We start from the raw sequence: 21000 nt of genomic DNA, 5'->3' as shown, positions 1-21000 counted from the left end.
AAATAAAGTAACTTAATCGGAATAACGGATGACCATGATACGCTTTTGCCCGCACTGCCATACTGAACGCCCACTAATGGAGATATTTTGTGCGGGACAAATTAATAATCAGCCTTGTGGATGGGATCTCACGCTTGAATCTATTCATGATGAGGGTTGGAAACCACCACTACAAGACGCCGTTATTCCAGATAACCTAAATCGATCAGACAGTCCGAGCACTGTTGATAATATACCTACATCGCATATATACGCACTTCAATGCGCAAATGGTCACCCAATGGAAGTAGGGGAACTTATTTGTTTCCAGTGTGGAGCCGATGCTGCCGATAATGATCAAATTGCAACTAATAATGATAACACGCAAACCCATCAAACAATCGGTGATTGGCATTTAGAACAGCGAATTAATGCGATAGATAGTACGCGAGAGCGTTACGCTGTCACTAATTCGCAGTCCATGCAACCAGGTATTTTGACACTTTATCGTAAAGGCGAGGAGCCAGATCCTGCCATATACCAAGTATTGAAACTAATCTCTGTTGACCACGTTCCTGTTTTTTATGATGCAGGTCGCTGGGAAAATCGAGCTTGGCATGTGACAGAAAAATTGGTTGGTGGCTCGCTAAGTCAATTTATTGCACAAGGCGACTTTTGGCGATCGGATGAGATCCCGAAACTTGTGAAGGAGATAGGTAAAGCGATTGCCGCTTTTACGGAGCATGGGTTACGTCATAGAGACCTTCGTCCATCTAATTTATTAATTCGCAGTCGTGATCCCCTTGATATTGTCGTGATCGAGTATGGATCAGCCAGTCTGTCAGAGTTTGACCTTGATATCGTTTCACCTTTAGATATTTCTCGCTATACAGCACCGGAAACTCTTGCTGGTGGTGTTAGTGTGGCATCTGACTGGTGGAGTCTGGGTATTATTCTATTAGAGCAACTCACGCGAGGCCAATGCTTCGATCATATCCATGATAATGCTTTTTTAATTCAAGTAATGACTAATGGTATTGAGATCCCAAGTGATTTAGATCCCAGAACTCAATTGTTACTACGTGGATTATTGAATCGTGACCGTTTTCTACGTTGGCAGTGGCCACAAGTTTCTGCTTGGTTACAAGGACGACCGGTACAAGCTGAAGAAGCTATTACCGATATAAAACAATCACAATTACACAAAATCCAATTTGCTGGTTATGCGTTTAGCCAACCTGAAGCATTTGCTATGGTTGCGGCGGAAAAAGAGCATTGGGATGATGCGATAGAAATTCTAACCCGAGGTGAGATAACGTCTTGGCTGACCAAATTTGACCATTTAGGCGGTGTCCTCAATCCACTACAACAGTTAGCGAATAATATAGATATTGACGCTGGTCTTAAATTATTGCTTGCGCTGCGTATATTGAACCCCAACATGCCGTTTATTTATCAAGGTGAAATTATTACGCCTGCATGGTTATTGGAAAATCCAACGCTCGGTTATCAATTAATTAGTGAACCACTTACGGATAAAATTCAAGCAATTGATGAGCAACATTGGTTAGTTCAGCTCTATCATCGACAATGCCGAATTCGTCAGCGGGCAGAACAACAGCAGATCCCACTTAACGAAGAAAGCCTACGCTTGTATCTTTTAATTACCTCAATAAGCCAATTAACGGCTCGTTGGGATATTTTTCATCGACAATTTCCAGATGCTCATAACGACAGTTTGCGTATCTTAATTGGCAAACAAAAGCTGCAAGAAGACGATTATATTCTCTTATTAAGCGCTGATATTGATCAGTTTATTTCATTAGATAGTCTGGCTAACGAAGCTATTACTTTAGCAAAACGCTATAATATCATCAGTTTTGATGCCAATATTGCCAAGCAGCAATTAACGCTTTCACGTAGTGAGCTTTTCGAACGTTTGAATGACCGTTTAAGCGGTTTTAAACGTCTTGATATCCCTGAAATTGACCAATGGGTTGACACTTTTTTACTCACAAAACGCTTACCTCTGCAACATATATTGGTGATGCTAGCGATTCCAGATGAACAGTGGCATGTTCCAAAATCGCAAAAGTATGTACTGGAAGTTTTGAGATTTTTTGCGCAAAAGCTCATTTCAGTCACACAACGTGGAAACTTAGTTCGTATGCGACTGACGCCTAACTCAGGCCGTGTCGATTTAATGGAATGTGTGAGCTCGACTCAAAACGCAGATAAACTACTTGAGCATTTGATCAATCGAAAAAATCGGCCAATCTCTATTGATAATGACCTGTTATTGCAACGAAAAGGGGTTACTTCTCGGCTATGGACATTACAATCAAATACTCAACTATACCAACGTGACACCGGTATTAATGGTATGTATCTGGGGTTTCCTTTTTTATTACTCAATACCCAGCCTAATCAAATAAAACCACGTATTGCACCACTGTTTTTATGGCCGATATCTATGGTATCGACAGAGCTACAGCGGGGGCCAGTACAATTAACATTTGATAATGATCGAGCCGTAGTGCGCTTAAATCCAGCGTTGGCGAATTTTGTGGGCATTCCAGCTGTTAGTGAATGGCAAAAAGTGTTAGATAAGCTGCTTTCACAGGCGGGATTAAGTGTTGAAGAAGTGATGGCAACACTCGCTAATATATTGCCAGTGAAAGAACACACATTATTACCACTGCCGTCGATTACTGATGAAATTGAAGAAAACAGTGCTCAGATAGCATGCTCCGCCGTATTGTTTCACACCTCTTTTATTGGGCAGGCAATCAGTAGTGATTTACGACTTATTGCTTCACAGACAATTAGCCATACGGCGCTGGCCACTATGCTTAATATTTATAAGCCTGACAGCCGAATTAATTCACCGTTGCAAGCTATTGATCAGTATTTTATTTCACTACAAGACCCATCACAAGAGTCTGTTATTCAAGCTTCTCGTCATGAAACAGGGCTATTGATTGAAGGTCCTCCGGGAACGGGTAAAAGCCAGACTATTGTTAATTTAATTGCCGACACGATTGGTCGACAAAAAACGGCATTGGTAATTTGCCAAAAACCAGCCGCTTTAGAGGTGGTATATAAACGATTAGTTGCTAATGGCTTAACTGACCGAGTGTTGATGATCAATCAAAACCAGAAACCGCGAGAGATTATTTATGCAGTAAGAGAACAAATCGAACAATTATGGGCACGAATTGTCACTGAATTGCATGATGATGATTGGCGAAACCATCGCCAGCAAGCAGGGGAAAGGCTTAGCCAGCATGAAAATAGTCTCGATAATTATTATCGGGCCATGTACAACATAGATGAACATCTTAAGTTGTCATACAGAGATGTTCTATCGGGACTGCTTGCTGTTGAGAATAGTCACTATTTTTCGCTTGAAATGGATAAAATGCAGTCTTATTTGGCTGCTCACAACAAAGATAGCATTGAGCAACTTATTGACGATATTCAAATTGAAGCTCCTCATTGGCTATCGCTTAATTATGAAAATAGTCCACTGAACGATTTAGCGCAATTTACAGCTAATGACCCTGAATATGCACTATTTAATCAGTATTTTCCTCAATTTAGAACAGCAGAAAAACAACGTTCACAAGTGTATGACGTGGCTGAAAATCAGATAAATATTACACAGCTTACTAATCATCGACAGACGTTTAAGGAAAGCATACGGCAACTATCAAGACTAACGAATGCGCAATGGTTGGATATTTCGCGATGGTTGAGCTTATTTTTAACTCAACAGGGCAAGCAAATTATAGGCTCTGTAATTATCAAACAATTAACTCAAATTAATGAACGATTATTGATGATCGATTCGACGGGTTCTGATCCTATCTATTTTCAGTTGATCTCAGCGTTAGGTAATCAAGCGTTGGTGGAATTGTCTCGGTCAGTAACTGAAAAAATGCATGGCACATTGTTGCGCTTTTTTAATCCGTTTTACTACAGTCGTAAGAACAAATTAGCCAACTTTATTGCGGCAAGTGGTATGGGTGCTGATACAGTCAATCTAACCAGCCTATCGCACACAATAAATGTTGAACAACAATGGCGTTTACTCTACCAAGAACTCGAGCCAATTTATCAACAACTAACCATCGATGTTAGCGAACAACTGCATCAACAATCTTGGCAGCAAACATTAAGTCCACTCATTGAACAGCTAAATCATGTTGAGAGTGTCGCTAATGTTTTGGCAGACTACCCACAACCTGAGCATTTCCTTGATGCTATTATTAATCAACAACAAATTGGTTTTACTCAGCAATGCGTTGAAGTTGAAGCCGCGATAAAAAAAGCTGAAAGTGTAGAGCAAAGTATCAATATTCTGAACTCACTAAAACCGGCACTCAATGAAGTGTGTTTCGCTCGATTTAAAAATACGATCGAGTCGGGCATTTTATTGATTCAGGAGGTTGAACAGCTGCAAATTGCCTTACCTAAACTGATTCAATTTCAAACATTCAGGCAACAAACTGCCCATTTTACTGAGACGCATTGGCAAATACTCGCCTTACTACGACCAAAGATGGCCGAAGATAAACAGCAAAATTGGCTAGATGTATTAGCAAATACGGTTAAATATTATTTTCTTATGTTAGCCAAAAACCAAATTGAAGCCCGATCAGCAATTTTAGGTATGGATAATGCTCAGATGGTTCATCATACTGAACAGCTGTCTGAGGTACAAAATCAATTACAACACTATAATCGACAAGCACTTACCCTAAATATTGATGCATTAACACTGGGAAATCGTCGTGATTGGGAAGAAATTACTCGTCTAGCAGGACCAAGAGCACGGCGTTTGCGTGAGTTTATCAGTGAAGGCTGTGAATTAGGATTAATGCAATTACGACCTGTTTGGCTGATGACTCCTGATGTTGCAAGCCAAGTACTGCCTTTAAAAGCAGGAATGTTTGATAGTGTGATTTATGATGAAGCTTCACAAATGCCTATCGAATTTGCCTTGCCTACTTTATTTAGGGGCAAGCAAGCAATTGTAAGTGGTGATGAAAAACAGATGCCACCATCAAAATTCTTCAGTGGTAAGTTGACGGAAGAAGAAGATAATGATGATGACTTTGATGAGCAGCAAGAGCAGGCCGATGAACAATGGAATTATCGCCAGATTAGTGATTGTCCTGATTTATTGCACCTTGCTCGTACCGTTTTACCTGTTCATTCCCTCGATATTCATTATCGCTCGGTTTACCGTGAGCTGATCAATTTCTCAAATTATGCCTTCTATGAAAATAGGCTCAATATTCCAGCTCAGCACTCACTGAAAACAGTAAATGACGTCAAACCAATACGCCTAATTAATGTTAATGGTGTTTATGTTAATCAAAGTAACGAAGATGAAGCTATTGCCGTTATTGAACATTTAACTCAACTGTGGCAAAAACCATTCAATGAACGACCATCGATTGGTGTTGTGACTTTTAATCAAAAACAGGCTCAACTGATCAACCAGCATATTCGTGCTAAAGCATTGGTTGATGAGCAGTTTCATCAGGCATATACCGAAGAAAATCAGCGTCAGACGAATGATGAAGATATGTCTTTTTTTGTTAAAAATGTCGAAAATGTACAAGGTGATGAGCGTGATGTAATCTTATTTTCAACCACTTTCGGTCGTAACCTGCAAGGTACCTTCCGTCGAAATTTCGGTGTGTTAGGACAAACAGGGGGGGAACGACGGTTAAATGTTGCAATTACCCGAGCTCGTCAGCAAGTTGTGGTTATGACATCAATGCCAATTGATGAAATATCTGATTTACTCACGACCTATAGAAAACCTGATATCCCGCGTGATTATTTGCAAGGCTATTTAGCTTATGCAAAAAACCTGAATAACCCATTGATGCAACAAGATAACCATAAATTACTTAAGAGAATGTGTCATACACTCGTGGGACAAGAGCAAATAGAGAGTCAGCAAGATGCTTTTGTTGAATCTGTTATTAATTTTATTCGTTCACAAGGCTGGAAAATAGCACCGACCGAACAAGCAGGCGTATTTTATTTTGATTGTTTAATTGAGAGTAATGCTAATGGTCAGTTCTTGTTGGGTATTGAGTGTGATATGCCACAACATCCATTATTACAACGCGCGCGTGCTCGTGAATTATGGCGTAATAGCATATTACGGCGCATTGTTGCGCATCGTCATCGAGTCTCATTGAAACAATGGTATTATGAGCGCGAAACTGCACAACAGAATTTACTTGATGCTATCCATCATGCTTCATTAATAAACGTTAATTAGGTTAATTATGAGTTCATCTGTTCACCGTATTTCAGTAAGAGAAATCAATGAGATCCGTTATCAACGGCAACTTGCTGTTTTGAATAGACTGTTTCGGCAGTGGCAAGCAATCAGCGAAAAACAACAAAATGCGGAGCCTCGAAAAGAACAAATAACGACCACATATCAAGCGCTAGTTAAAAACAGCCAGCAAGTAAAGCAGCTAACGGCCAAACAATTAACTGCACTTAACCAAGAGGTGGCGAGTTTTAGTGTTTCACTCAGCAATGAAATACGCCATATTCGAGAGCAGCTTATTGATCAGCAAGCACACAACGCACGTAGTCAGTTTCATCGGCAACGCAATCTAGTTGAACTGAGCGAATTAATTCAACGACAAGCGCCACATGAAATTGATTTAATTAATGAGCTTAATCAAAATATATCTTCAGATTTATCAGAGACAGCAACATTGATTTTCCGTGCATTTTCAGTGTTAGAAAGTAAATTAAACATACCATCCCAACGCCAAAATGAATTATTAAATCAACTAAAAGCTCAATCAGATGGCGTGGCGGAATTTTGGCGAAGTGGGGTCCCACAAAGCCCCTTTACGATGCAATGCGAACAGATAGCCTTAATGATAGAAAAGCTTAAAATTATGGGCTTAAATGAAGAGGCTACAATACATTCACGGATGTTAATTGATATTCAACAAATGCAAGAAAACGCACAACGTCATGTCCGTGCAGATTCATTAATAATGACGATGGCAACTCAGTTGAGTGAAGGTCAAAAACGGATTGAATTAGCTGAACGATTAGAGCAAGTCAGCGATGAACTTGCTAGCTTTGAAAATGCCAAATTTACTGAGATCATTCAAGAGGCTAGTCAACTTGCAGTGACAGGTACTTTGCAGCAAATTGTGCTACTGATAACACAATTAGAAGAAAAAATTGAGCAAGCAGAACAACAAATAGTGATCCGCGCTCAGCGTGAAGCAGTGCTTGAAGGGTTGAGTAAATTGGGTTACGAGATACGAGAAAATTCGGTCACTTCATGGCTAGAGGATGGGCAAGTTGTAGTTACTCACCCAGCAACACCGGGATACGGCTTAGAATTGGGTGGAAAGCAAACTCGTTTTCAGGCTCGGACTGTCGCATTTTCCGCACAGCGTAATACTCAAAGAGACCAAGATGTGGACGCTGTCTGGTGTAGCCAGCATGAAAAATTACAAGATATTCTTATGCAATCAGATGCAGAGCTAATGATTGACCGAGCATTACCTGCTGGCAGTAGTGAAATGAAAGTGATTGAAGTCCAAAATCAAAATGAACAAGTACGCCAGCAGTCAGTACCGGTAAAATCAAGAACACTTCGATGAGAATTAATCATATTATAAAAGCAGGAAATGTTGTGACACAATTATCCGATGAAGAAAGAGATAAAAAGTCTTGGAAACTTATTCTTGATTATCTAAAGCAAGCCACACCAGCTCAATGGCATATATATATTGCCAATTCTAATTATGATGGCAATGCGCAAGGTTTAAATTGGCTGGCGAATAACGCGCAACTTGATCGTGCTTCGGCAATAATGATGTACTGGTCTTTAGGGGCTGCGTGGTATGTTCAATATGCTGAGGAAGAAGAAATACCGGAACATGAGCAAAATGCTTGGCAGTTAATCAAAATGCTTGAATCACGTTGTTTAAACGGTTTCTATGCAGATCATGGTATTTGGTTTGACGCAATGCATTCTGATAGAGGAGGGGCAGATAATTATCCTCATTTAATCGTGAAACGGCCGATCCCTGAAAGTATGCTTGTTGCAACGGCAGGAAGAGAGTATGTCGAACTCGAAGATGATAATTATGATGAAGGCTTGCCATTACCGCTTGCAGAGCAGATCTTTGCTTTATACGAGATTTAATTAAATAAGGGCACTTAGTTTTTTCGTATATGCCCAATTGTAATAGGATAGTTCGATTCCTACATGCTGCTCGAATTATTTTGTGTATATAATAGAAAAAAATAAGCCTGATAAGAAGCTGACTTATGGATCCTCTACACAGCATTACTCTCACTCTGTTTTTATTTGTCCTGACTTTTTTTAATCCAGGAGCAAATTTATTTGTTATTGTGCAAACCACGCTAAGCTCTGGGAAACGGGCGGGCTTAACATGTGGATACGGAGTTGTCTTAGGAAATGCAATTTACTCAGGTCTTGGTTTGTTTGGTTTAGTAACGTTGATGGCTGAATTCGGCGAGTTTTTTTCTATCATAAAAATCTTAGGGGGAGCGTATCTGTTGTACTATGCGATATCAACCTTTAAAAACAAAACTCAGCTCAATCTCAATACGAATACTCAAGCAGAAAATTTTCGCGCAGTGATTTATTTTAGGCGAGGTTTAATTTCTGACTTATCAAATCCACAGACAGTTTTATTTTTCATCAGTATTTTTTCAACAACGATTACAATTAATACACCTTTATGGGCAAAACTTGTCATTTGGCTCACTATTATTGTAGCCTCTTTAATCTGGCGAATTATTCTCTGCCAAACTTTTTCATTAACATCTGTAAGACGGACATATTCGAAAATTCATAAAATGTTCGGGAAAGTAATTGGGATTATATTGGGTGGATTAGCGTTTAAATTAATTTCTCAAGGCGTATGGGAGTTAATCTATCGTGAAAAACCTGATTTACTATAAATCAGATTGCTAGCTCTTTACATATGATTTTTTTATGTAAAGAGTAAAGTAATTAAATATAGTTAATTACTATCACAATGAAAGTTACCATTTATAGCCTACACCAATGATGTAGTTAGTGTTGCTAGAATCACCTTTTTCTGCATTTATTTTTTCTCTAACTATATTAGTATTTAAATTTAAAGAGTCGGTTAAGTAATACATCATCCCAATACGCATATTTAAATCAAGGCTAACATCATTATTGAAACCTCGACCGATACGACCTTTTGTATAAACACTCATCGTTTTAGCAAAAAGATATTGGTTAAAATCCCAAGATAGAGAACCTTCCATATATTTTTCATCATTGTCATCTCGATATTTTAACTGCTGATAACTAAGAAGACCCGTAAATGAGAGTGAACTTAACTCATCGTTCCAAACTTGCCAACCTGGGCCAGTGCCCATTCCGCCTTTTGATTTGATCTCCTCAATCCAGTCATGCTGATATGCGAAGGAACCTCGCCAAAAGAACGATGTAGAGATAAAATGGTCAAGTTGGTAACCTAAGTTATAGTAATAACTATTAATTTTTTTATCATCTTTATTTCTGGTCATCGAGGCATTAAGGCCTTGACGCCATTCGCCTTGTAATATTTGCATATTACCATCGAGTGAGTATTTTTCACTTTTTGATGCACTTTTATTATATGATCCACCAGCATTGAGTGAGCCTGTTATTTTATAATCTTTAGGTATTTCACCTTCAATTTTTTTACTCAAAACCAAATCATTAGTAATAGGAATGGGGTGACTATTTTCACCATTAATTAAAATAACTTCACCATCTTTAGATTTATTAATTGAATCAACTTTTTTCCATGCGGAAAAATGTTCATTTTTAATGATGGCTGGCTCAGTAATGTTAAAAGACTTAATTTTATTAAGTTCAATTCTTAATTGACCTGCATATTCAGTTGTTATCAGTGCACTATCGCTGTCAATTATTTTAATATTTCCTGATATCAAATCACCATTTTTTAAATAGATATTATCCGCAATAGAGTACGTTGCAAATGGAATTAAAAATAATATGTAAAACTTACGCATTGCATTAAACCTTATACTTGACTAAGCGTATAAAACAACAAACCCTAGTATTTATGAATTTAGAACGCAAGTATTTTTACGAAAATAAACAATGCAAGTGTTTATACTTATTTTCTGGTGTTGCATTTAAGAACTATTGAGTGGCATTGCGTTATATAGGGAAATATTACAATTTAAAATAAATTAATAAATATCTGCACTATATGTTTAGATATATGAACAATTAGCGTTGTTGTTATCTCGACACAAAGCAAATGGCAGGTATTAGAGTTAGTAGAATAATTCAAACTTTAGACATAAATATGATTTTATTTTGTATAATAGATTTTTTTGAGGGAACGAGTTCCTTCAATGTGTTCCTATCTAACCATGAGGTCTCCATGTCGTTCTCTAAATCTGTGCTCGCCCTTACTGTAATTGCAGCCTCTTTTTCAAGTTACGCGATCAAAGACGCATCGTTAATGATTGTTGATGGCACTATTCTTACTATGAATCCACAAAACCAGGTCATCGAGAACGGTACTGTGGTCGTCAAAGACAATAAAATCATTGCGGTTGGTGGTTCTGAACTGGCGAAAGAATACAAAGCAGAGCAGGTTCTCAATGTTGATGGCGATATTGTTATGCCAGGCCTAATTAATACACATACCCACGCTTCAATGACTGTTTTTCGCTCACTTGCAGATGATGTACCTGATCGCTTGCATCGTTATATTTTTCCACTAGAAAGCAAAATGGTTTCACGTGATATGGTTCGTATCGGTGCAAATTTAGGGAACGTGGAAATGGTTAAAGGTGGCGTTACCACCTATGTTGACATGTATTATTTTGAAGATGAAGTCGCGAAAACAGTTGATAAAATGGGTAACCGAGCAATTCTGGGGGAATCAGTTATTAAATTCCCAGTTGCTGATGCTCAAAATGCTGATGAAGGTATTGCATATGCGGTTAATTTTATTAACCAATATAAGGACCATCCTCGTATTACTCCGGCATTCGCTCCTCATGCTCCTTATACTAATACAACTGAACATTTACAGAAAATTGCTAAACTTTCGCAAGAGCTTGATGCTCCAGTTATGATCCATTTGGCAGAAACTGATCGTGAACAAGAAGAAATTGCTAAGCGTACTGGTGGTAAAAGCCCTGTACAATATATGGCCGATATTGGTGCACTGAATAATAAAGTTATCGCCGCTCATGCGATAATGGTTGATGATAAAGATATCGATTTACTTAAAAAATACGATGTAGGTGTTGCACATAATATGAGTGCTAACATTAAATCGGCTAAGGGTGTTGCACCCGTTACGGCGATGCTAGAAAAGGGCGTCCGTGTTGGACTTGGTACTGATGGTCCAATGTCGAGTAATACGTTAACCACAATGAATGAACTTGGCTTAGTTGGTAAAGTCCATAAATTAGCAAATAAAGATCGCTCAGCAATGCCACCAATTACTGTTGTTGAAATGGCAACCATGGGCTCGGCTAAGGCTATTCATATGGAAGATAAATTAGGTTCTTTAGAAGTAGGTAAACTAGCGGATATTATAGTTGTTGATACTAAATCACCAAATATGGTTCCAATGTATAGCCCGTATGCAGCTTTAGTTTATGGCGCAAATGGTAGTGATGTTCGCCATACTATTGTTGATGGCAATGTGCTAATGCAAGATCGTAAACTTCTTACCGTTGATGAAGCCGCCATTATTAAAGAAGCACAAACATTTGCTGGTAAGGTTCGTGAAAGCGTTATTGCTAGCGGTGAAGTGGTTAAATAACACGCTATAATAAAGCCTGAATCACAGCCAGTATAAGTTACTGGCTGTGATGATAAAGAGAGTATGATATTAATAATAACAAGTGTTAATTTAAGTTAAGTAGTCATCATTATCAAAATAATCATTTTCTAGCCACTGGTTGAGGGAACGCTTGTTTAACTGATTAATTTTAAGTTTTTCAATAGAATAATATTCAGGAAATGTGGGTTCATTCTCCGTTGATTTTAACTCTAATATTTTTATCTTTTTTTGTGCTGCTTCTTTTGAACCTAAAATAGAGTCAATATGGCGGTAAATCTGACCAAAGCCCTCATTAAATATTGAAGCAATATAAATATGGTTTACTAATTGATATTGATTCTCATATTCCACAATTTTGATATTTTTAATCTCGACAATTTTTTTATCATTAGTGCGAATGATGCTAGGGGATTCTCCTTCGATGGAAGATAGATCTTTGATAAACGTTTCTTGAGCTATTTTAGCTAATGATAAATCATCAAAAACACCAACTACATAATCGGCACCTTCGTAAGCAGATACTATCATTAAGCAAATAAAATATTTGTACATCCGTTAGGCCATGTAGATAGGTTATACATACCAATTTTATACACAACAATATGTGCGGATGAAAGTAAAGAGGGTAAGGTTTTCGCTAAAGTGGATAATTAGCGTGTTTCATATGCATGGCCTATTCAAAGCTAATTATAGAAAATAATGCAAAACCCATGTTCTTGATAGTCAATTAATCAAGTAAAGTGTTATATTATTGGTTCCAATGCGATGACCGAGGTAATGAAATGAAAATGTTAACGCTACAAGAAATGACCGATGCTCAAAGGCTTAGAGTCTCAACTCGATTAGGTCAGGAAAGAAAAAAATTGGGGCGCGAATTAACCAACGCAGAGCATGGCCGAGTAAAAACAGAAATTGTTACAGAAATCTCGAAAGAAGTTGAGCTAGAAGCTAAAAAAGTTAGAGTACAGAAAAAGAAAAATAAGGCAGTCTCAAGTGATGAAACTTATAGCTGGTCATCCAATAACCACAGCCGAGGGCTTCGTTAGAAGTTAAAATTTAATAGCGGTAACGCGATACAGTACAATAAATTCAATACTTACAGAGTCATCATTCTGACTCTGTAAGTACCGTTAACTAAAATTTTCTGTTGCTGAAAATTAAAAGGAGTCATTCACATTTAAAGGTATTTTAATTTCATTAGTCGCTAATAAAGCTACGCTCTTAAGATGTCCTAACCCCAAACATTAGCAGACAGTAATAATATTGATTTATTTTTGGTCAGGTCATATTTGGTATTTTTATCGTAATGATTTATTACCTTCCCCTGTAGAGTAATTACCTTTTATATTTTAATTTACTCTTCTTAAACAATGCCTTACCTAGACCATTGGTAAGCAAGCACTCGAGTATTCTAGTGAAATATTAGCAAGCTAAAGTAATCCTTGGTTAGCTATCAATCTAACTAAATTACAGAAAGCTTTGTATGAGGAATGAATAAAGTTGTTTGCACATAATAGTAAATTTTAGAAGTGATTCCGGGGGCTAAGCTCACAGATGTAGAACTATATAGAGATACTACATTTTGGAAGATAAGCACTAAGGATTACATATATTGTTGTTAATTTTAGTATGCAAAAGGGATGTGCTTTATCTGCTGTATCTAATTACTTATATATTAAATAAGTAATTTAACGTAATTAATGTGCTAATAAGGTGTAATTAACTCGATGTTTAATTTTTAGATAGAGGAGCTTTGACTTTAAAACGTTTACTTACTTCTTTATTTAACATCTAAAATGTATCTGATTATTTCAAATTGAAATTTAATATTTCAAATATCATCTCTGTTTTGTATTGACTTCATTTCTTAAATTGATTTTTATTTTATTTTTAAGTCGATATTGTAGTTTGTGTTAATGTTATTTTTTTGTTATCAACAAAGATAAGTAACAAAAATTTCATGCGAATATATAAATTTTCATTTAGAATAATTAACTGCTCAAATATATCTTTATTAAAGATTAACCTTTTTAGCTTTTATTATCATCAGAGAAGAATTGCTTTTTCTAGTAGACTATTGTAAGTGAATTATGACCAAATAATCCAATTTAAGCGTAGCTAACCTTTATTGGGAGTAAAATTAAACATTTTTCGGGTGTGATTTTCGTAATTTATTAAATAAAATAATTTCCACTAAATTTTTGTAAAAAACAAACAAAAAAAATCAATCAAGAAGGAGAGCATTATTTGTTAATTGCAAAGCGTTCAATAAATGTTTTTTAATGTTTGCTGATGTTGCATTCCTTTAACATTAAAAACAATTTAATATTTAATTATAGATAAGCTTGTGTTAATTTCATGCTGAAAACCACAATATTATTTGAAACATTTATTGTTAATTTTTTTTCAATTTAACACTAAGAAGAAATTTTGATGTTTTAAATCTTGCATATTACTAGATAGATCACTGATAATAATAATTCTATGTAGTTTCAAATAAACAAAAATAAGTTCAAACTATTTTTTCAAAAAAGAAAATCAATGGAGTTTTAATAATGAAACGTAATATTCTAGCGATAGTAATTCCAGCTCTATTAGCTGCTGGTGCAGCAAATGCAGCGGAAGTCTATAATAAAGACGGCAACAAATTAGATGTTTACGGTAAAGTTGACGTTCGTCATTATTTTGCTGACGGTAAAGGTAGTAATGATACAGGTAGCGAAGATGGTGATGATTCACGCGTTCGTTTAGGTCTTAAAGGTGATACTCAAATCACTGATCAGTTAACAGGCTTTGGCCGTTTTGAATGGGAAACTAAAACAAACAAAACGGAAAAGGAAAATGATAATAAAAACCGTTTAGCATACGCTGGTTTGAAGTTTGCTGATTTTGGTTCAATTGACTACGGTCGCAACTATGGTGTTATTTACGACACAAACGTATGGACTGACGTCCTGCCACTGTGGGGTGCCGACACAATGGCACAAACTGACACTTATATGACAGAACGTAACCGTAACTTGTTAACATACCGTAACAATGATCTTTTCGGTTATGTTGATGGACTTAGCTTCGCACTGCAATATCAAGGCAAAAACACTGAAACCAATAAATCAGGCTCATCTGATGTTTATAAAAATAACGGAGATGGTTACGGTTTCTCAACTGCTTATGACTTAGGTTGGGGTGTGACATTAGGTGGTGGTTACTCTAACTCTACTCGTACTTCAGCTCAAAAAGAAGATTCATCACTAAATGCAACTGGTAAGCGTGCTCAAGCATGGAACGTTGGTGGTAAATTCGATGCTAATAATCTTTATTTAGCAGCTATGTATGGTGAAACACTGAACACAACTCACTTTGGTGAAGATCATACAATTGCTAACAAAACTCAAAACGTGGAGTTAGTTGGTCAATATCTGTTTGATTTTGGTTTAAAACCATCTGTTGCTTATATTCAGTCTAAAGGGAAAGATTTACGTGGTGGATATGGTAACGAAGATCTCGTTAAATATGTTTCTTTAGGTTCTTATTATTACTTCAACAAAAATATGAGTGCAGTTGTAGATTATAAAATTAATCTTCTGAAAAATAATGAATTCACTGAAAGTGCTGGTATTAATACAGATAACGTTGTTGGTCTGGGACTAATCTATCAATTCTAGTTTTTATAGATTGAAGACTCAAAGCCACCCGCATCGCGGGTGGCTTTATGTTTAAGAAACTAATGAGACATAAACATAAAATCATAAATAAAAAAAGGCGAGATAAATATCTCGCCTTTTTTATGGTTCAACCTAATGATGAAAGAAAGAAGAACCAATGAGGTTTAATTATTATAAGGTAAATTAAGATAAATGCTAGCGTATATTTAATTAATAATTCTAATTGAAGGCAACGCGTAATGCGAGTTAACAAAGGTCGCAATTATCATATCAGCAGATTCATTCTAACATTAAAGTGTAAATAGCATTAATGGTTACTTATTATTGATAATAATAGTATTTGATGTGAATTGATTTTTCGTTTCAATTAATAGCTTTTTTATATCTTGCAAGTAAAAACAACAATGGAAAACATTTCACCATTCTTAGGTAGTTATACTCAAAAATGTAAATTTTAATGACCATGTTTTATATGGCAAAGTTTTTCAATTTATTTCTAGTTGTATAAAACTATTTCCTTATTAGTTATCGAAGACAGTCTCCATATAGAAAAATGCAAATTATTTTTTCTTAAAACATACCCAAGATATTACATTATGAACAGTACAGTACGTTGGTTATATTAAGACGATACTAATCTACATAGAGAATATACGGTTAAGTGCCCTAAAAGAATTAGTTATTATCGATATTAGTAGGAGTACCTTTTGATGAAAAATGAAAACTGGGTACCCCGAGAAAATCACGTTAATGGCTAACATTATTTATTCATTAGCCATTGCATGACATCTTCATAATTACCACGGTAGGCAATCCTATTTTGCTTCTGATTCAGTTGATAATTATACATTGGGTCATAATATTCATTTAGCAATGGGCACAGCCAAGTAAAGTGGGCGTCTGTAGAACCGCTGGTTTTTTGGGTTGCTAATGCAATATTCAGTAATTCTGCTAGTTCAGTAGCACGTTGTGATCCTAACCGACGACGAATTGCAGATAAGCCATGATGTAAATATTCGCTATAGCGTTGCCAACCTTGTTCTTCACCATAAACGGTTAAGAAATCATGCGTCATGCGGTCAAAATATTCTTCCTTCAGTCGTTCTAATCGGCGTTCAAATGGGTCTTCAACAACAACCAATAATGCTTGCGCCATTTGTGTACGTAAGGAGTCGGGGAGGCCATTTGAACCAATTGCACGACCTTCATCCTCAAGAACCCAGCGGGTATGCTGCTGCTCTTTTTTAAGCATTTCCACTGCAAGATAGTTTTCGAATGTTGCTTGAGAAGGTTGAGCTTGCAAGGTACTCCCAAAAGAAGAGCCTCTATGATGCGCTATTCCTTCTAGATCTATTCCATCAGATAACGCGCGCACCATAGTCGTTTTGCCACTCCCTGTGCATCCACCAATAAGGATCATAGGGCGCTGTACTAGTTCTTTTGTCGATTCAATGACAGTTTGTCGTAATGCCTTATAACCACCGACGATTAAAGGGTAATCAACGCCAACTTCGTGAAGCCATTTTTGTACGATGTGAGAGCGCATACCCCCACGAGCACAACAGATATAGCCTCCAGGAAAATGAGCACAAGCTTCACGCCAAGATGCCAGTCTTTCTGCTCGAATTTCACCATCGACTAATTGATGACCCAATTCAACAGCCTTTTGTGAACCTTGCTGTTTATAGCATATCCCAACAGCAGTGCGTTCATTGTCATTCATCAAGGGAATATTATAAGCTGCGGGCATTGCTCCTTGAGAAAATTCAATAGGAGCTCGGACATCGATTAATGGCGTTGCTTCAGAGAGTATCTGTCGGATATTTTGAGGTGAAGGGCTTAATTCCATAATAAAAATTGTGATATCAATTCAGGTAACAATAATAACTATTATACGCTTATGTTGGTTAGATGGCACGTGGTGATGGATTTTAGTAATACTGATTATTTAAATTGACCGGATATTCTCTGCATTTAGCGCCAAAATCACTCAGCTAATGAGATGTTTTTGGTTTTGCTATATTAAGTGGTCATGATTTTAATCACTAATATTTAACATGTTGATTTTTCTTTGCTTAACTATCAACTAACGTATTGATAGAACAGAGAGAAGTAACCAAGGTATTAATGCTAGATTTAATGCCGTCCATCCAAGATAATTCAATAAGCCGCCCGAAGCTAATGAACAGGTAAGGCTAACAACGAATATACTCATATCATTTATTGCCTGTGCCTTTTGCTTTTTCTTTTGGCGAATAAGTGGTGCAATTTTAAGCTGAGACAGTACCCAGTAGCAATAAATGAGATAACTGAAAAAAGCAAGAATGGCCCTAAATAGTCAGTTTAAAATAACGTACCACCATAATGAGCTAATAATGGACCAATTAAAGCTGCAATCACACAAACGGTCATTACCATTACTGAAATAATTTAAAATAGCGCTTGAGAGCAGGCTAAAAGCAACACCTGCTGGTGCATAATATTTTTTTGTATCACTGAGTTCTCAGCTAAACAGTGGGGCTATCAGAAATAGTGCATCTTAATTGATTCACAACTTGATCTATATCTGACTTTTCGATCCCGTACCCTAGGCTAAAACGGATTGCACCCATTCCGATTTTTGAGTCAATACCCATGGCAGCTAAAACAGGGGAAATTGTTGTTTGCCCTTCATGACAAGCAGAACCTGTTGATGCTGCAATACCATCTAGCCCAGCCAATACATTAGCTCCAATATGATTCAAAAAACTGATATTTAAAGTATTTGGTAAACGTTCAATTTCATGTCCGTTTAGTACAACATTATCGCCAAAAGTATCATTTAATTGCAGCCAAAAATAATCTCTTAAAGAGCGAATGTTATGATTATAAAGCTCTTTTTTAGCTAGCTCACAGGCAGTACCTAAAGCGGTAGCAAGTAAAATACTTTCTGTACCAGCTCGTATGCCTTGCTCATGTCCTGCACCATGATTAACAGGTTCTAAAGCTGTACCTCGACGAATATAGAGAGCACCAACACCTTTAGGGGCATATAACTTGTGACCTGCAATGCTTAATAAGTCGACATTCATTTTATTTACATCAACCGGTATTTTTCCAATCGATTGAGCTGCATCAGTATGAAAACAAATGTTGTGCTGCTTGGCGATTAATCCGATTTCTTCAATAGGTTGAAGGGTGCCTGTTTCATTATTTGCATGCATGATGCTAATCAGCGTTGTTTCAGAAATGATTGCGTTATTGACATCTTCAGGATTGACGCGGCCAGTGCTATCTACAGGGAGATAAGTGATTTTTGCACCTAAACGTTCAAGAAAAGCCAAAGGATGGAGAATAGAAGGGTGCTCAGTAACTTGGGTAATAATATGTTGTTGAGCTACATTATTGTATAAAGAAAAAAAACGACCTTTTAATGCTAAGTTATTTGATTCTGTTCCGCCACTGGTAAAAATGATTTCATCTGGTTCAGCACCAATTAAAGCTGCGATGTGCTTTCTTGCTTTGTTTAAGTAGGATTTAGCATTTTTGCTCGCCCAATGGTTGCTTGATGGATTGCCGTAAACGCAATCTAAAAGTGATTGAATATTTTTTTGCACTAAAGGATGAATCGGTGTGCTTGCATTAAAATCGAGATATATGGTGGGCATATTGAGTCCAAAAATTTTAAAAGTGATAACGTGGTTAGTTGTCGCAATCCAATCAGATAGATGTTGAATTGTAGGCTTTTTAATCTCAAATAAAAATTATTAAATCTAACTATCTAAATCTTATAATTATTCTTTTTAGAACTTAATGTACTGCGTGTATTTTAAATGAATGTACCTTTTTATCAATAATGAAATTCACATCGATTAATATTACCTATTTGGGAGTATTAAAATTTATTCATAATTAATTACCTTCATTCCCATTTGAGTTATACGTGATTAAACTTAAATGTCTTCCGCATCAAAATAATCTAATTTAAGTCTAGTTTAAGTTATATTCTCATGTGCTTAATCCAAATAATTATTATGTAATTAATCGTAATAAAATAGATGAAATGGATATTTAAACAGAATAATTTTTAGCTATAGGATGTGATAACTTATTCAACACAGGGTTATTACATAATGACAGCTATAGATAACGATTATAAAATTAGCAAAAAAGAAAAGAAATATGCACTAGCATCGTTTATAGGAACAGCTATAGAATGGTACGATTTTTATATTTACAGCACTGCTTCTGCGCTTATTTTTTCAACTCTTTTTTTCTCTAAAAGTACGGATCCAACAGTTGCTTTATTATCTTCATTCGCTGCTTATGGTGTTGGCTTTTTTGCTAGACCATTAGGCGGTTTTATTGCAGGTCATGTTGGGGATAAAATAGGTAGGAAAAAGGTTTTAGTTTATTCATTACTATTAATGGGCGTCTCTACATTTATTACAGGCTTAATACCAAGTTTTGATGCAATAGGTATTTATGCGATTGTGTTGTTGGTTATTATTCGCTTATTACAAGGGTTAGCGAGTGGTGCAGAATGGGGTGGTGCCGCATTACTTGCTGTAGAGCATACAAAACCACAACGTAGAGGCTTCATTGGTTCATTTACACAAATTGGTTCCGCTACTGGTATGCTACTTGCTTCGGCTGCATTTCTTGTTGTGAAATCAAGTATGTCTGAAGATGATTTTATGGTTTGGGGATGGCGAATTCCATTCTTTATAAGCATCACATTAGTCATAGTTGGCTTAATAATTCGCTTAAAAACTAGCGAATCAGAGGAGTTTTTAGAATCAAAAAGAGCAGGTAAGATTAAAAAATACCCGATTATCGAGTTGATGAAACACCATAAAAAAGCGGTATTGGTCACGATAGGCTTAAGAATTGCTCAGCCAGCCATGTATGCAATATTGACAACGTTCATTTTGAGTTATTTAAAAATTAAAGCGTTAGATACAAGCATTGTTTTAACCTCTATAATTGTCGCATCAGCTGCATCTGTAATTACTACGCCTTTCTGGGCATTATTATCGGATAGAATTGGCCGTAAAAAACAAGCGTATTTTTCATTAATCAGTATTGGGTTGTTTGTTTGGCCATTTTTTTACTTTTTAGATAATGGAAACTTAATTTTTCTGCCCTTAGTAATGGCTATATTTTTAGCAATATTTGATGCGGCAATTTACAGTATTGGTGCTGCTTGGTTTGCAGAGCAATTCCCTGTTGAAGTTCGCTATAGTGGGGTTTCTGTTGGTTATCAAGTCGGTACATTACTATCTGGTGGGTTAACACCATTTATCGCTATCGCATTGTTAAAATATAATGACCAAAGTCCTTATTTAGTAGCATTGTACATATCAGTTCTATGCTTAATTAGTTTAGTCGCAGCTTATAAAGCGAATGACCCTATATCTAAAAATACTAAGGATAAAACGGAAGACTTAACTCAGCATAAAGCTGTCACTTTATAATTA

General features: G+C 36.5%; 13 protein-coding genes. 8 read left to right on the top strand and 5 right to left on the bottom strand.

Annotation, left to right across the window (positions count from 1 at the left end; genetic code table 11):
• Positions 1–28: 28 nt before the first annotated feature.
• From OOA_RS05680 to OOA_RS05665, 4 genes are all read left to right on the top strand, one after another.
• Positions 29–6286 (top strand): AAA domain-containing protein, encoded by a 6258-nt coding sequence (locus OOA_RS05680; protein ID WP_008911181.1) that lies wholly within the window; start codon positions 29–31, stop codon positions 6284–6286.
• Between the two features lie 7 nt (positions 6287–6293).
• Positions 6294–7649, top strand: a complete 1356-nt coding sequence (locus OOA_RS05675) for a coiled-coil domain-containing protein (protein ID WP_008911180.1) — start codon at positions 6294–6296, stop codon at positions 7647–7649.
• Between the two features lie 32 nt (positions 7650–7681).
• Positions 7682–8197 (top strand): DUF4274 domain-containing protein, encoded by a 516-nt coding sequence (locus OOA_RS05670; protein WP_040691147.1) that lies wholly within the window; start codon positions 7682–7684, stop codon positions 8195–8197.
• A gap of 125 nt (positions 8198–8322) precedes the next feature.
• Complete coding sequence (locus tag OOA_RS05665) at positions 8323–8982, top strand: homoserine/threonine efflux transporter (RefSeq protein WP_008911178.1); 660 nt, start codon at positions 8323–8325, stop codon at positions 8980–8982.
• An 84-nt stretch (positions 8983–9066) separates the two neighbouring features.
• On the opposite strand, the gene OOA_RS05660 is transcribed toward OOA_RS05665, so the two are convergent.
• Entirely contained in the window at positions 9067–10074 is a 1008-nt protein-coding gene (locus OOA_RS05660) for a DUF481 domain-containing protein (RefSeq protein ID WP_008911177.1), read from the bottom strand.
• 380 nt (positions 10075–10454) lie between these two features.
• Here OOA_RS05660 and OOA_RS05655 point away from each other — a divergent pair, with 380 nt between their 5' ends.
• Entirely contained in the window at positions 10455–11855 is a 1401-nt protein-coding gene (locus OOA_RS05655) for an amidohydrolase (protein ID WP_008911176.1), read from the top strand.
• A 90-nt stretch (positions 11856–11945) separates the two neighbouring features.
• On the opposite strand, the gene OOA_RS05650 is transcribed toward OOA_RS05655, so the two are convergent.
• Positions 11946–12428: a hypothetical protein gene (locus OOA_RS05650; RefSeq protein ID WP_008911175.1), complete on the bottom strand. Its 483-nt coding sequence runs from the start codon at positions 12426–12428 to the stop codon at positions 11946–11948.
• Positions 12429–12658: 230 nt separating this feature from the next.
• On the opposite strand from OOA_RS05650, the gene OOA_RS05645 reads away from it, so the two are divergent.
• Positions 12659–12922 carry a YjbD family protein gene (locus OOA_RS05645; RefSeq protein ID WP_008911174.1) on the top strand — a complete coding sequence of 88 codons (264 nt, stop codon included), beginning with the start codon at positions 12659–12661 and terminating at the stop codon, positions 12920–12922.
• A gap of 1509 nt (positions 12923–14431) precedes the next feature.
• Complete coding sequence (locus OOA_RS05640; protein WP_008911173.1) at positions 14432–15541, top strand: porin; 1110 nt, start codon at positions 14432–14434, stop codon at positions 15539–15541.
• 760 nt (positions 15542–16301) lie between these two features.
• Here the strand turns inward: OOA_RS05640 and mnmH are convergent.
• The 3 genes from mnmH to OOA_RS05630 form a co-directional block, all read right to left on the bottom strand.
• Positions 16302–17390 carry a tRNA 2-selenouridine(34) synthase MnmH gene (gene mnmH, locus OOA_RS05635; RefSeq protein ID WP_008911172.1) on the bottom strand — a complete coding sequence of 363 codons (1089 nt, stop codon included), beginning with the start codon at positions 17388–17390 and terminating at the stop codon, positions 16302–16304.
• A gap of 237 nt (positions 17391–17627) precedes the next feature.
• A complete protein-coding gene (locus OOA_RS20985) occupies positions 17628–17756 on the bottom strand; it encodes a hypothetical protein (RefSeq protein WP_269078030.1) in 129 nt (42 codons plus the stop codon).
• Positions 17757–18048: 292 nt separating this feature from the next.
• Entirely contained in the window at positions 18049–19188 is a 1140-nt protein-coding gene (locus OOA_RS05630; RefSeq protein WP_008911171.1) for a cysteine desulfurase family protein, read from the bottom strand.
• Positions 19189–19653: 465 nt separating this feature from the next.
• On the opposite strand from OOA_RS05630, the gene OOA_RS05625 reads away from it, so the two are divergent.
• Positions 19654–20997: an MFS transporter gene (locus tag OOA_RS05625; protein WP_008911170.1), complete on the top strand. Its 1344-nt coding sequence runs from the start codon at positions 19654–19656 to the stop codon at positions 20995–20997.
• The last annotated feature ends 3 nt before the right edge of the window (positions 20998–21000 follow it).

Source organism: Providencia burhodogranariea DSM 19968, assembly GCF_000314855.2.
GTDB lineage: Bacteria > Pseudomonadota > Gammaproteobacteria > Enterobacterales > Enterobacteriaceae > Providencia > Providencia burhodogranariea.
This window is presented reverse-complemented; position numbering and strand designations above follow the sequence as displayed.

Bases quoted from the DNA above. Each gene is read 5' to 3' on its own strand.
- OOA_RS05660 (WP_008911177.1), bottom strand. From the start codon at position 10,074: ATGCGTAAGTTTTACATATTATTTTTAATTCCATTTGCAACGTACTCT.
- OOA_RS05645 (WP_008911174.1), top strand. From the start codon at position 12,659: ATGAAAATGTTAACGCTACAAGAAATGACCGATGCTCAAAGGCTTAGA.
- OOA_RS05665 (WP_008911178.1), top strand. From the start codon at position 8,323: ATGGATCCTCTACACAGCATTACTCTCACTCTGTTTTTATTTGTCCTG.
- OOA_RS05655 (WP_008911176.1), top strand. From the start codon at position 10,455: ATGTCGTTCTCTAAATCTGTGCTCGCCCTTACTGTAATTGCAGCCTCT.
- OOA_RS05675 (WP_008911180.1), top strand. From the start codon at position 6,294: ATGAGTTCATCTGTTCACCGTATTTCAGTAAGAGAAATCAATGAGATC.
- mnmH (WP_008911172.1), bottom strand. From the start codon at position 17,390: ATGGAATTAAGCCCTTCACCTCAAAATATCCGACAGATACTCTCTGAA.
- OOA_RS05630 (WP_008911171.1), bottom strand. From the start codon at position 19,188: ATGCCCACCATATATCTCGATTTTAATGCAAGCACACCGATTCATCCT.
- OOA_RS20985 (WP_269078030.1), bottom strand. From the start codon at position 17,756: ATGAGTATATTCGTTGTTAGCCTTACCTGTTCATTAGCTTCGGGCGGC.
- OOA_RS05680 (WP_008911181.1), top strand. From the start codon at position 29: ATGACCATGATACGCTTTTGCCCGCACTGCCATACTGAACGCCCACTA.
- OOA_RS05640 (WP_008911173.1), top strand. From the start codon at position 14,432: ATGAAACGTAATATTCTAGCGATAGTAATTCCAGCTCTATTAGCTGCT.
- OOA_RS05625 (WP_008911170.1), top strand. From the start codon at position 19,654: ATGACAGCTATAGATAACGATTATAAAATTAGCAAAAAAGAAAAGAAA.
- OOA_RS05650 (WP_008911175.1), bottom strand. From the start codon at position 12,428: ATGTACAAATATTTTATTTGCTTAATGATAGTATCTGCTTACGAAGGT.